Annotated in this window: 7 protein-coding genes; all 7 read right to left on the bottom strand. The window is 38.3% G+C overall.

Features of this window, described 5'->3' with window-relative positions; all coding sequences use genetic code 11:
• A partial coding sequence (locus tag ON09_RS06455; RefSeq protein ID WP_010600240.1) for a FeoB small GTPase domain-containing protein occupies positions 1–691 on the bottom strand: 691 nt, incomplete at its 3' end.
• A 10-nt stretch (positions 692–701) separates the two neighbouring features.
• A complete protein-coding gene (locus ON09_RS06450) occupies positions 702–917 on the bottom strand; it encodes a FeoA family protein (protein ID WP_010600239.1) in 216 nt (71 codons plus the stop codon).
• Between the two features lie 187 nt (positions 918–1,104).
• Entirely contained in the window at positions 1,105–3,873 is a 2,769-nt protein-coding gene (locus tag ON09_RS06445; protein WP_010600238.1) for an outer membrane beta-barrel family protein, read from the bottom strand.
• Positions 3,874–4,034: 161 nt separating this feature from the next.
• Complete coding sequence (locus ON09_RS06440; RefSeq protein ID WP_010600237.1) at positions 4,035–6,851, bottom strand: outer membrane beta-barrel protein; 2,817 nt, start codon at positions 6,849–6,851, stop codon at positions 4,035–4,037.
• A gap of 252 nt (positions 6,852–7,103) precedes the next feature.
• Positions 7,104–7,502: a VanZ family protein gene (locus ON09_RS06435; protein WP_010600236.1), complete on the bottom strand. Its 399-nt coding sequence runs from the start codon at positions 7,500–7,502 to the stop codon at positions 7,104–7,106.
• Between the two features lie 11 nt (positions 7,503–7,513).
• Complete coding sequence (gene gcvH, locus ON09_RS06430; protein ID WP_010600235.1) at positions 7,514–7,894, bottom strand: glycine cleavage system protein GcvH; 381 nt, start codon at positions 7,892–7,894, stop codon at positions 7,514–7,516.
• Between the two features lie 80 nt (positions 7,895–7,974).
• On the bottom strand, positions 7,975–15,159 hold the full coding sequence (gene sov / locus ON09_RS06425) for a T9SS outer membrane translocon Sov/SprA (RefSeq protein WP_010600234.1): 7,185 nt from the start codon (positions 15,157–15,159) through the stop codon (positions 7,975–7,977).
• Positions 15,160–15,171 lie beyond the last annotated feature (12 nt).

Genomic DNA, 15,171 nt, shown 5'->3' with positions numbered 1-15,171 from the left:
ACGTACACACTTGTTCAATCTGCTCAATTTCTTCCTGCTCCTGATTAGAAAAGAAATTTAAATACTCGTGCTGGTGCAAAACCTGCAAAGCATAATAATCGTTATCTGAATTTAATTTCGACTTAATAGCATTGATTGCTTCTGGCGCTAAGCTATTTACATCAACATCCTGCAACTGTGTTGCTATTTTAGTGGTATTGGCGATTGCCTGTTTTAAGCGATCAATACCGATGTTATTTCTTGCAGATATAGAAACAACCTGAATGCCCAGTTTTTGAGCGAGCTTGTCTACATTGACTTCAATACCTTGCTTTTCAGCCAAATCAATCATATTCAAGGCCAATATCATCGGAATCCCTAAATCTGCCACCTGCGAATACAAAAGCATGTTTCGCTTTAGGTTTGAAGCATCTGCAATGAGTACAATCACATCAGGATGTGCGCTGTTTTTTTGATCGGCCAATACCTGGAAAACAATACTTTCATCGCTACTTTTCGGGTACAAACTATAAGTGCCCGGAAGGTCAATGATTTCGGCTTGTTTGCCATCAATCATTTTCATGAAACCTGTTTTCTTATCTACCGTGATACCTGGAAAGTTTCCTATCTTTTGGTTTAACCCGGTTAAACGGTTAAAAAGTGTAGATTTTCCTGTATTGGGATTACCAACTAACGCAACTTTAATATCCAAACCTGCCTATTTATTGAATGATAATAACATCAGCCTCACTTTTACGCAAGCAAAGCTGATAACCAGCAACACGAATAGCCATCGGATCACCGAGTGGCGCAAAACGTTCAACTTCCACCACTTCACCTGGCAAGCAACCCATCTCCATCAGTTTTACTGAAAGATCAAGATCTGTAAAAGATATGATTGTGCCCTTTTCTCCCACCTTGAGATTGGAAAGTTTCATATGTATATTTTCTTTCGATGTCAGCTGGCTACCACAAAGTTGAATTTCAAAAAAGGAATGCAATTGATGAAATTTAAAACCTTTGCGGTTTCCTATAATTTAGGCGCAAGTTACCCTTTCTTTAGATTTATTCCAAATAACAAGCGCTAACATTCCTGATAGAAACAAGCTTTTACTAAACGATGATTTAATTTCTTTGACGGCCACCACCAAAGCCACCACCGTTCCCTCCTCGTCGTCTTTCGCCGTCTTCATTGCCTCTTATTCTATTTTTGCCACCCATTCTGTTTAGTGAATAGGTAAAAGAAAACATGAAATAACGTTGAAGTACGTTATAACTTACATCCTGTATGGTATTATTATTTGCCGTTCGGCTAATCCCTTGATTTTCGTTAAGCAAATCGTTAACAGCGGCTTTAAGTGTGCCTCTGTTTTTGAAAAACTGTTTACTGAGGTATGAGTTGATTAAGGTAAAGTGAGTATCAAAAGCTTCACCACGGCCCGTGTTTTGATTATAATCTGCATCTACAGACCAACGAATATCGCCAGGGAAGAGATAACTTACACTGATATTGGGGCTAAAAGTATAAAACCGGGTATTAGAATTTGGCTGAACAGAATATGTTGCCCGATTAATGGAACCATTCACACCGGCCGTTAAATCCAGTTTGTCCAGGTTCGAAACGAGGCGATAGCCATTAGTGACTGACCAGCTGTTGGTGATGTTTCTTAGTGAATTGGTGAAATTCACATCGCGATCATAATTTCCGGAAACATTGATATGAAAATTAAGTTTATTATCCGCCATTAATGGTAGGCTCAAAGATGATGAAACGCTTCCTGCATAAACGCCGTTTACATTCACCGGGGTAATGGCCAATTTACCCTGGTCTGGCCCGCTTTGAATCAAGCTGCTGCTATTGGCTATTTTATTTGAAGTTTGAGTAAGGTTTAAATTCACAAAAAGTGACCGGTTTTTGCCAACGGTAAAAGTATTGTAGGCTACCCTTAGCGTATTATCAAATTCAGGTTTTAGATCGGGGTTTCCCATGGGAATACTTTGGGTATTGGTATTATTCGGAATAGGCTGCAATTGCTGAATAGTTGGTTGGTTTGTTCTACCACGATAATTAAAAACTAATCTTTTACTGTTGCTGAAATTGTACCTGAACATGGCCGATGGCGTGTAATTAAATACATTTTGTTTTAAAATGAATCTCCGGCTGATATTGTTATTGGTTCTGTCGGTATTCTGGACCGCCATGCCTGCGTTCCAGTTATATTTTTTAGCTGATTTATTGATGCTGAATCCTGCAGTGTTAGTGAGAATGGTATTTTCATACGAATTGCTGAAGGTTTGATCGAGCAAATCATACTGCAATGTTGCCGGATTAAAATTATAAGTAAAACGATCAGAGGTATTGTGGTTATATCCATTCTGATAATTCAATTCAAAACTAAGTGTATTACTTAAAGGCTCGGTATAAACTAACCTGGTATTATGATTAATTGACTCACTTTCCTGGTCGTTTAACTGGTTGGTGAGTTTTTCGGTCGTGGTATTACCCTCAATCCTGGTTTCGGGATTATTATTGTAATTTTCGGCGTCGTTGTTATTGATGTTTGTGTTTAAATTCAATGACAAGGTACGACCGCGGCGCATGAATTTTTTGCGAAGTAAAATGTTATTACTCAAGGATGGTGAGGTGCCATGGTTGGTTAAAGCTTGAGAACCGTTAATGCGGTAGGTGTTGTAGTCTCTGGTATACTGACTAAAATTGTTGCCCTCATTATTGGTATAGCTCAAATTGGGCTGAATGCGTAATGAGGTTAACGAATCTATTTTGGTATCAACCATAAAGCCTAAGCGGTGATTTAAACGCTCTGAGTTGTTGGTTTGATTGTTATTAAAAATGGTGGTTACATCACCTAAAAAGTTTTGGGTAACACTGTTTCGGAGAATTAAGTTTTCTGATTTATTCACAAAGTAGTTTACGCTAAACTCGGTTTGATCGGCATAGGTATCGTTGAAATTAAATCCGGCAGCCTTCGTATCTGTAATCCCTCCGCGACCGCCGTTGCCGCCACCGTTACCTCCGCCTAAACCGCCACCAAAATTTTGTTTGTTTACGTTATTAAATTGCGCTATAACGCTTAATTTTCTATCCTGATTAAAGTGATTGATGTTTGCGTTAACATCATAACGATCATCTGAACCATAACCTGCTGTAGTGTTACCGAAATATCCATTTTTCTTATCTTTTCTGGTAGTGATGTTGATAATCTTTGTCCTGGTTCCATCATCAATCCCTGTAAATTGTGCCTGATCGGAGAGCTCATCAATAATCTGAATTTTATCAATCATATCTGCCGGAAGGTTTTTTGTTGCCAGTAATGGATCATTACCAAAAAACTCTTTTCCATCAACCCGTACTTTAGTAATGGTTTCGCCCTGAGCTTTCACCGTTCCAGCTTTATCAACTTCCACCCCCGGAAGCTTTTTTAATAAATCTTCCACAACTGCATTTTCCACCACCTTGAATGAACTGGCATTGAATTCCAAAGTATCTTTTTTAACTACTATGGGTGGAATTTCTGCTTTGATCTCAACGGTTTGTAGGTCAATCGAACCGCCTTCTAAAATGATATCACCAATGCTGGCTACTGGTCGATCGGCTGTGATTACAAAATCTTTGGTTGTATTTTTTAAACCAAGAAAGGCAGCATAAAGCCGATAATTGCCTGGTTTTAATCCTTTTAGAATAAACTTACCATCTTCAGTGGTACTTACTGCACCCACCATGCTAGAATCAGCAAGATTTTTTACCGCTATTGATGCATAATCTATTGGCTTTCTATCTTTTGATTGAAGCACTCTTCCAGCCACCGATCCACTATTTTGAGCGTACGCCAGACATGACCATACAATTAAAGTTAAGGTAAAGAGTTGTTTCATTTGGTTAGTTTTCTGGTTCTAAAATAAAGACTACTCCCCACTTTAAAGGTTTATTTTTGCTTAGGTAACAATTGAAATACATAACTGTCAGTTTGACGGTTATAAGCTTCTTAAATAAAAAAGTCCCGATGAAAATCGGGACTTGAAATTAGATTGGAAGATTACATTCTCATGCGCATTCCACCGCTACCACCCTGGTTTGGCATCTGTACATCGCCACTCATGTTTCTTCCGCCAATGCGTGTTAATGAATAGGTGAATGAGAACATATAGTATCTCTTTAAAACATTGTAATTTAAATCGGTAATGGTATTATTGGTTGCTGTTCTACTAATTCCTTGATTTTGGTTAAAAGCATCATTAACCGCAATTTTGAACGTTCCCCTGTTTTTAAAAAACTGACGGCTGATGTAAGAATTTACCAAAGTGAATTCAGTATTGTAACCTTCTCCTCTACCAGTATTTTTAATGTAATCTAAATCTACTGCTAAACGTATATTTCCAGGGAAAAGATAACTGATATCAAAGCTTGGATTTAACGTGTAGAAGTTTGTAGTTTGAGCTGGATTGGCCGAATAGGTAGCACGGTTATATGTTCCTGAAATACCACCTGTTAAATCGAATTTATCAAAGTTGGTTACAAAATTATAACGGTTTGTTAAAGCATAGGTATTGGTTACGTTTCTTACCAAATCAGCCGGATTGTTGTTGGCTGTTGTGAAATTCACATTTCTGTTATATGTTGCATTTAAAGATGCATTTAAGTTCAGTTTTCGCTCTGGTAAAAGTGGCAAACCAACATTTACACTTCCATTACCTGAATAAACGCCATCAACGTTTACGTAGGTAGTTCTGATTTTACCGAAATCTACATCATTTTGATCGGTAACTAACTGACTGCTGTTACCAATTGCATTAAATGTTTGGCTCAGATTAATAAAAGCAAAGAACATTCTGCTTTTTGCAAAATCGAAATTGTTATAGTTAATCGTCAGATTATTATTAAAAGCCGGTTTTAACCCTGGGTTACCAACAAAAACGCTTTGTGTGTTTGTATTATCTGGAATAGGTTGAATTTGACTGATCGATGGTTGCTGTGTGTTTCCTCTGTATCGAACATTTAACCTTCTGGCATTGCTAAAATTATATCTGAAATTTGCTGAAGGAGTTAAGTTAATGAAGTTCTGCGTTCTGACTAAACCTGTTGTAACATTAGTATTTACACGGTTGGTTTGTTGTGCGGCTAACCCGATATTCCAGTTATATTTTTTTTCGTTGGTGGTGTAACTTAATCCTGCAGCATTAGTTAGCGTTTGGTTTTCATAGATGTTGGTGTAATCAACATTAACCAAATCGTATTGTCCGCTTGAAGAATTAAAATCTAAAACCTGGCGACCTTGGTTATCATGCGCATAGCCATTTTGATAGTTAAATTCTAAACTGGTAGTTTTAGAAAGTGGTTCGGTATAAACCACTCTCGATGTATTGTTAATTGAATTGGTATTGACCTTGTTCAATTGATCAATAAGTGATGGTGTAGTAACGTTGTTTACCGTATTGCTTTCAGAAATGTAATTGTAAGTATCTGCATCATTATTGTTAATACTTGTATTTACGTTCAATGAAAGCGTTCTTCCACGTCTTTTAAATTTTTTACGTAATAACAAGTTATTTGAAATGTTTGGTGTGGTTGAATTACTGATGTAGCGCTGATCACCTACGGTAGAAGATGCAATCAAATTCCTGTTATAAGAACTTAAATTTGTGGCGTCGGATTCAGTAAAAGAAACATTAGGCTGTAATTTGATCGTAGTGGAAGAATCTAATTTGGTATCGATCATAAAGTTAAATCGATGATTCATACGGTCGGTATTATTATCCGCTATGTTATTTACCGTTGTAATCGAATTTCCTAATAAGTTTTGGGTAAAACTGGTTTGCTGGTTAGAAACATCCGATTTGTTGAAGAAATAACTTCCCTGAATTTGGGTACCATCTTTATAGGTATCGGCAAAGTTTAAACCACCCGCGTTAGTGGTTGTAATGCCACCGCTACCGGCACCGCTTCCACCACCGCCAAAGTTGCCACGACCACCGCCGCCAAAACCATTTCCAACGCCATTACCTTGCCCAAAGCTTTGTTTGTTAACGTTATTAAATTGTCCAATCACACTGAATTGCTGGTCGTTATCAAACTTGTTAACATTGATACTTGCATCATATCGATCTTGCGTTCCATAACCTACGGTACTATTTCCAAAATAACCTTTTTTCATTCCGGCTTTTGTGGTGATGTTCAGGATTTTATTTCTGGTACCGTCGTCAACGCCCGAAAATTGCGATTGTTCAGACATTTCATCAATTACCTGAATTTTGTCCACCATATCTGCCGGTAGATTTTTAGTAGCCAACAATGGGTCGCTGCCAAAAAATTCCTTTCCATCAACCTTAACCCGTGTTACGGTTTCGCCCTGAGCTTTAATGCTGCCATCTTTGGCTACTTCTACACCTGGCAGTTTTTTCAATACATCTTCAACCACTGCGTTTTCACGAACTTTGATTGATTTTGCATCAAACTCTAAAGTGTCTTTTTTTACCACTACAGGAATGCTGGCCGTCACATTCACATCGTTCAGATCCACACCATCATCAGCCATTGGGATTTCGCCGGCATTCACCGATGCTTTTGCCACTTCAACATCCTTTGTTGCTGTTTTTAAACCTAGAAACGCCGCGTAGATGCGATATTTACCGGGAGCAATAGCTTTGAAACTAAATGTTCCGTCGGGGTTGGTTTGACCAGATGCTACTACTGCAGAATCCTTCAGGTTTCTTACTGCGATGGTTGCAAAATCAACAGGTTTTTTATCTTTAGCACTGATTACCTTACCCGTAATTGCGCCGGTATTTTGAGCTTGGGCGACGTAACCGCAAAATAGGAGAACAATGAAAATTGCCCTCTGAACGTTATTCTTCATTAGAAAAAATTGGATATATGAATGTAAAACTAAGCTATCAGACTAAGCTAAGTTTAAAAGGTTTGGTTAAGATGTGTTAAATGATAAGTAACATTTTAAATACAGCCTATGGGAGCAAGCTGCAGGTTGAGCGTTAACGGTAATTATTTTTGTTGAGCAGGATAACTTTTGTAATAAACTTTTGGGCAGTTACAGTTTTTTTTAAAAATACTGCAGCTACTTAAACTTAGCGTTATCAAAATCAAAACTGAACTAACTATTTTTCTCATCGAAATTGAGTTTGTGAAGTAAAATGTAGCTGAATACAGCCATTAGGCAGCCCAACATGTCGCAACCGAAATCCCACCATTCTGCTGAGCGATAGGTAAAAACTTTCCATTGCAATAATTCAATACCACCTCCAATAGCAATATTAATGAGGATGATCTTAAAAATGGTTAACGTTCGGAAACCGTAATTATTTTGATATTTAATTTTTCCGTAGAACAATAATACCGACAATACAAAGAAAAACCCGAGGTGGGTCATTTTATCGAAACCTGTGAAGAAAAAACCTTCGCCCTCTGTTGCAGGCATTTCGATATTACAAAGCACCAAAACAACAATTGTCCAGAAGATGGCCCATTTTTGTTGTTTTAGTGCTTTATACAAAATATTTAAAATTAGGCGCCTACTAAAGCTTGGTAAGCATCTGCGGTTAATAATTCTTCAACTTCAGCTAAATCAGATAATGAAACTTTAACCATCCAGCCTTTACCATATGGATCAGAATTCACTAACTCCGGGTTGTCATTTAATTCAGCGTTAATTTCCAATACTGTACCAGTTACCGGCATATATAAATCTGAAACCGTTTTCACAGCTTCTACTGTTCCGAAAACCTCTTCTTTAGCCACTTCAGAGCCAACGCTGTTAATATCAACATAAACGATATCACCTAATTCGCGTTGTGCGAAATCAGTTATGCCGATAAAAGCTTCGTTACCTTCAACCTTAACCCACTCGTGGTCTTTAGTGTATTTTAATTCTGATGGAAAATTCATTTGTCTTAAATTAGTTTGCCAAAGTTAGCTATTATGTTGGAATGTTGAAATGTTATTCTTTCATTCTCTACACTCTGTTTTTAATTCAATGTAAACCTTAAACTGAAACCAAAATTACTAAATGCGGTATTAAATGTTTGCGAGGTATAAGGCTTGGTAATATTTGAATCGTAAAATAATTTAATGTTAAATTTCTGGTTCAAAACATAATCAACACTTGGCCTTAAGGTGATGTTTTTCGCTCCTGATGAAATTTCTGCTTCTGTTATATCAGCCCGGTAAATTACCGTTTTATTATCTCGAATGGCTACATCAAGCTTAAAATCCATATTGTTATCCATTTTTAGACTTTTAAACCATCCAAATGGAAAACGGAATTTATTCGTCCTGTAACCCAAGCCTAAAACCATATTGTTCTCGGATAACTGTGCCAGCTGACTATTTGCTAAGCTTAATCCTAATAACCTCGATCTGTTTAATTCAAATGTAGCGCTCAGGTTATTTTTAAATCTGGTATCTACGCCAATTAAAGGTGAGAAATATTCAGAGATGGTTACCTGTGCAAATTGATATTCAGGCAGGAAGTTGTTATTGGCATCGCGGTTAACCGAGAAGCCGTTACTTTCCTGGTACCTCAGCAAAGAGTTAAATCCATTGATATTATATGCAGAACGGTAGCCATGACGAACATCAACCGAAGAAAACTTATCGGCAATAAAAGGGATTCTTGTTAAGCCGTTATATGTTAAACTCCAGTTAGGCAAAGGAATACGAGGAAAAGCATTTAGTTTAGTTTTGCTTGCATCTTTACCTGTATAAGCAGCCATAAAAGCTGAAATAATTACATCCTGACTTTCTTTGCTATAACCATCGGCGTAACCGCTATTCTGCCCCCCCGAATTTGGATTTTGTGCGCCCAATCTTCTGGACACAATAATCCTGTTGGCCATAAATTGATTGAACAAAGTAGAAATGATGCTTGAGTTTTTTTCTTTAAAAGCTGTACCAAGGGCGATGTAAGATACGCTATAATCGCCAGTAGTAATTGCACTCAAATTCTCAAAGGAACCCACACTTGCCTCATACCTAAAGTTGGTAGAGAAGTTTCGGGTTTGCGCTTTATTGGCTCTAAGCGTTATCCTTAAATCTTTAAACGGTTCAATTTGTCCGGTAAACTGTAAATCTTCTCTTAACGTATTAACATAAAGTTGATTCTGTAAGGTATCAGTAGTAAGCCAGCCATTGTTTAAAGCCATGTCTCTAATGTCTCGCTGGCTACCGAAAGCGAAACCTAAACCTGGTGCGCCAGTAGCATTATCAATACCGAAATATTTTGTTGTAGGCAGATAACCCGGCAAAAATATACCCTTGGTTTGAACATAATTGGCGTTCACATTTTTAACACTGGTTAACAGATTAATGAAGAAATTTTTAACTTTTGAGCCTTCTTCGTTGTTGGCGGCATTTCTGATAAAGCCAAATTTGTTATACAGCGTTACCAGGTTTAAACTAGGATTAATCTGTAAATTCCTGCTGTTCTGAATGGTGTTTCCTAAATTTATATTCGGATCTAATAATGTAGAAAGTGGTTCAGTTTGCCAGTTGAAATTGGTTCCGTAACGCGTTTTTACAACTACCCAGTTAAATCCAGGGATTTTATCAATGGGCAAATTATAGGTCACATTTAAATTGTGATTATAATCAGTGGTACGGCCAAGGCGTTTTAGGTTTTGCCAAACTGTATCGCGTTTTAAACCTTCAATTCTGCCATCTGGTTCATCAATAATCGAGTAGTTGGTTGCATTAAAATCAAGTTGTAAGGAGCGGGTAAGATTCCAGGCGATGCCGTAAATTCTGCTCATTCTGAAGTTCTTGTTAAAAGTTGTTCCGAAGCCATTCTGATAAATCGGAATGGTGTTGTTCGGATCATTATTCCGTAACGTGTTTTCAGAATACAATCGGTCTACATCAATTCTAAAATTAATGGCACTTGGAAAAATACTGAAATTAAAATCTTTTAAAAGTGCTAACGTATTTGATTTGATAATTTTCTCAAAAGGTGCATACGTTTTTGCCTCTTTAGAATAACTATATTGCAATGAACCTCTGTAAGTATTCTGAATGCTGCTTTGATTGATAAAATCGCGGTGATTATATTCGGTGAAAGCATAACTCACAGCAAAGTTTTCAATATCCCATAAACGAACCGGTTTGCTGTTATTGGTACGCTCTTTACGTACGTTGGTAAAGTTAATTCCCCTACGAATTGTATAGTCTTGAGCAAAGTTTAAAATTGAATCTTTTTGTTCTCTTGTTGATTGATCAAGCGCATTTTTAAGTTCGATATCTGGTGTACGCGGATTGAATTGAGGCGTAGAAACCTGTTTCGAGTAATTCACGAACATCGGAATTTTAACACCAGATTTCTGAGGCAGGAACTTACCCAATTCAACAGCAGAAGAAACATCCAATAAAACATTATCCGCCCGGTTACGCTCACTTACTTTTGAATCGATGGTACCAAAACCAATGGTTGATTTACTTCCAGAAATGTTAACATCAGCAAAATCAGCTAATTTTAGGTTTAAACGTGCTGTTGCTGCCCAACCTCCACGTTCATCAAATTCTGTTAACCTCAACTCGTTAAACCAAATCAGCGCATCTTTATCCAGCCCGTCATCGCTTTCAGCATTGTTTAAACCACGAAGGGGATTTTTAACGCCGAGCATATATACCCTAACCTTACTCATATCTGGCTGACCTTTTACTACAATGGTTCTGTCGCCATCTGTGTAGGTAAAAGGAACATTGATTGGCCATGGTTGCCCGTTACTTTGTTTGGCAACATTACGAGCAAGTTTAGCATTCTGAAACAAAGTTAAATCGATATCCATTCTATTGGCTTCCGGCCAAATGGCATCCGGATCACTTGTTCCAGGAGGCGTAATTTTTAAAGGCATTACATACTCATAGTAGTTGTCGATATTATCCGTACCAATCCTTAAAAAGGCAGAAACATCTCTATCATTTAATAACTGGTTGTTTACGGCTTCCGCATGAACAAACATTTCTAAACGCTTGTATGATCTGAAATCGCTATATGCGGTTTTAAAAGCCGAGCGTCCATAACCATCACGTAAACTTTTTACCGTTACTGAAAGTGATTGCTCATTTAACCTGGTATCGCCACGGTAATTGCTGTAATCTCTTTCGCGAAGAATTCCCGGAGGAGTAACATAAGGAATCGGAGAACGCTTACCATTTTCTTCTATATTTACAGTTGAAACCTGAACCGTAGAATTATCTGGTGTTAGTGCAGGCAGAGCAGGATCAACAATTACCTGATCAGCTTCATTTTTTGCATTGAACTCTCTCCATTCGCCGCGGATCAACTGTAATTTTGCAAAACGTAAAATGGTCGTATCGGCAAAATTCGTCATAAAAAGCCTGAAGAAACGAATGGATTTAAAATCCTGTATATTCCCTACTTTCTTTTCATATTGTGAAATCGGCACACGGAACTGATACCAGGTGGCAGGCTGCGTATTGCCATTAGCCAATTTAACTTGCGAAGTTACCTTATCAGTAACAAAGTTTTGTCCGACAACCAAATCATTTTGGCGCATCGAAACTTTGTACTGAAAATATTCATCGCTTTGCGTCATGTTGTTATCGCGGTTGATGTCTTCTCCATCAGGTAATGCTGTCGAAGCTGAGTTTTCAATTCCGAGTTCTTCCTGCGATTGTTGTGATGTTTTAGAATTTCCTTCGGGTCCGTTATACTTCTCGTAACGTTTTAAAATACCTGCGTTGATGGCATCAAGCTGAGGTCCACGGAAATAAGCATAGTTATCAGATGACGGATCGGCGTCAATTGCGGCAGCTGCAGTTCCGTTTAACTGTGCTTTAATCTGGTTAATGGCTGACGCGAATTTTGTTTTTTCATTGGCATCCGATAAACCGTCCAAACCAACATCCTGTGCTCTACGGGCAGCAGGATCATTATCAAACGCTTGAATTACCGGTTGCAGTTTAGGAACTCTTCCCCAGTTGGTTTCATCATATTTTGAAGGATCTTCTCCGGCAGGCAAACCATTTTCTAATGATTTTCTTCCATCTTTTAAAATATCTTCTGAAATGTTACCCAGGTTGAAATAAAGATCTCCACCGGCGGTATTTGATTTGTTGTAGATAAATGGATCCAATACCCAAAATTCGATAAACCCAACGTTTAAAGCTTCAAAATCGTTCGTTTCTATTTTACGTTGAAAGCCGCCCCATTTGGTTCTTGGTGCGATGAATTTACCATCAGGCTGGAAGCCGGTAGTGACATAGTTGTAAGGACCACGAACGGTTGGATAGTAGGCCACATCCAGTGTAGTGATATTTAATGCCTGGCCAGTTGCCGTTTCTTTAAAAGGAAAAACTTCCTGTTCAATTACTTCCCTCACATAGTGATTAGAAAGCTCATTTCTGTTATTCCTGATATTTGCAGGCGTGGTAGACGCGGCTGAATTGTAAAAAGTTGGGTCGATATTATAAAATGCGATCCTTGCCCGGTTATATCCGTAGGCTAAATTATCGACCAACTGCGACTCAGGAAAATCCTGAGGGGTTCCTGAAAGTTGCCATGAAATAGCACTTTTTAAATCGATAATTGATCTTGAAGCCTCGAAATCATCCAGATAACTTACACCGCTTCTACTTCCGGCAAAATTTAATGCCCTTGGATGTCCGGGAATAAGTTGAGCATACTCACCGTAGAATGTAACACTCGATGGCGCTTTGGTAGAAATGAAAGGCAGTTTATCAACCAATTTAGTTAAAAACCTCGATGGCGAACTATAGTTAATATCTGCGCCCCATATTGTATTAGAAATGGGTTCTTCACCAAGGTTGACTTTTTGTGTAAGCGGTTTCTCGGTGAGATTCATGATCGTTCCGCCCAAATTTAATTTATTATTTACGCGGTAATCCAGTCGCGTTCCAAATAGCGATCGTTGCTGTAGGCCAAATAACTCGTTATTTTCCGTGGTAATTCTAATGGGCTGACCAGATGTGAGTAATGCTTGATTGATGATGCTCACTCTTCCGCCCTGGTAATCTACCGTAAAATCAACACCTTCGGTTAATGGCATGGTACCGGCAAAAACCTTTACAGAACCTTCAGGCACATTAATAGCGTTTAAGCTAAATTCTGAAGAGATTTCTGATTGATAATTACCTTTAATAACGTATCGGTTTTGATTTTGAAACAGCTGCCTTGCGATGGTTTGGGTAGAATCGTAAAGTGCAGTAAAAGTGTACTTATCAATCAACGCCTGTTCGCCTGGCAAAAATTTCGCTGCCAAATCATTCCCAAAAGGTTCAATCAAAGGGAAAATGATTCGACCGTTTGCAGGATCGATGGTGATATACCCTGTATTGGTGTTGTTGGTGAGCGATGCCAATCCAGTACTCGATAAATTTGAACCAAAAGGACTGTTAAGGTTTTGGCTACTGGATGAAAAATAAGATCCAAAAGCGTTATTGGCCGCAACAAAATCGAATATTCCATCTGGTTTTTTTTCATTCTGCTGATTTAACCTATCAAATTCAGTCAGGGCGATCCACTGCTTATTTGCCGTGTTTTGTCCTTCTGTCATGATGGGTTTTTCAACACCAGTTTCATTATCAATTCTAAAGATATCCAGTTTGAAATTTAAAGGACTAATTTGATATCCGCCGATAGAATAGATGTTTTTCATCATCAAATCCCAGGTAGGCAGATTGATTTTCATGGTTTCGTTCTTTAATAATTTGGCATAAAGAACTTTTGGGTTAGCCGCATCGAAAGTTACATCTGTAGAAAATTCTCCCACCTGATATTCTACCCCATTATAGGTGTAACGGTAAGCCACTGCTAAAACCTCATCAGCATTTAAAGGGTTGTTTAACGAGATATATCCCAGCTGAGGCTGGAAAGTAAATTCCCTATCAGTTAATTTTCTGGCATAGGTTAGTTTTGCGTATTGATCGGTTCCGCCATTTGCCTGGAAAAAAGGAATAATGGCGTTTGAATTGGTGAATCTCGCATCAGCAGGTAAGTTGGCTAATAAAGAGTTCGATTGCTGAGGGAAACCTGTAGCGGTTGTTCCGGCAGGTAACGCAGAACCGCCACCAGTGATTGGACCGGGATTAAATGGCTGATTTTCTCCAAGGTTTAGAAAACCCAGTACATCACGCGAATCGGTAGTGGTTCCAGCCTTATTGGTAATCCAAACTTCAATTTTGGTAATTTGAATAGGAGAAGTAATGATTGGCGCATTTGCTAAATGTTTGTTGTAATTGTTGCGAAAGTACTGCGCCAAAAAGTAGTGTTTATTGGCTTCGTAACTGTCTGCACTTACCCTGAATTCATTTTGCTGTGCACCGTTGGTAATCCTAAGCTCACGCGATTCTGATTTTTGTTGCGTATAAACACTCGTTACGTTCAACTTGCCAAACTGTAGCTGGGTTTTAAGACCAAACAATGCTTGTGTACCTGTAATGAGAGAGGTATTTAGCGGTAAACTTACGTTACCCGCTTCAATTTTTTTGATAATATCATCCGGACCACCGGTATAATCCAGCTTAATTTGATTCTCGAAATCGAACTGGGCTTCGGTATTGTAATTGCTCTTGATTTTTAATTTCGTACCGATGTTTCCAACCAGATCCATCTGTATACGCTGGTTGAAATCGAAGTTGGTTTGAACACGTTGACGTTCGTTAAAAAGCGGATTTTCGTTTTTATTCACTCGACCCAAAAACGTCAGTTCAGCCTCCCCACGTGGTTGAATATCAATGGTAGTACCACCAAAAAGTTTTTCAAAAGCCTTGCTGTTGACCTGGATTTTAGGGATGATGCCTGTATTTCTGTAATCACTTACCTCAGCGTTGGAAATACTTCTCCAATTTTCTCTTTTAATTTCGCTGTTAACTAAACGCGAATATTCATCAATGGTTAAGTATTGTGGTTGGGTTACATACCTGTCGCCAATAAGTTCTTTAACAATGTAACGTTTGTTTTTAGCATCATACTCCACTAATCTTTTCACATTGGATGGCAATGGGTAAAAAGGATTGGTTGATGAGCCCAAACCCAAAGTTTGTTTTTCACGTAAGCTGAAATTATTTTTAAGCGTAGCAGTATCTGTTTTGCTCTGAACAACTTGAGAGAAGGCGTTTTTTTTAGCAAATAAGAAAGGGAGGATGAGAAATAGGAGTGTAGAAATTCTCTTCAAAGGCCGTAAGAT

The organism is Pedobacter agri PB92 (assembly GCF_000258495.1).
In the GTDB taxonomy this organism is placed as follows: domain Bacteria; phylum Bacteroidota; class Bacteroidia; order Sphingobacteriales; family Sphingobacteriaceae; genus Pedobacter; species Pedobacter agri.
This window is presented reverse-complemented; position numbering and strand designations above follow the sequence as displayed.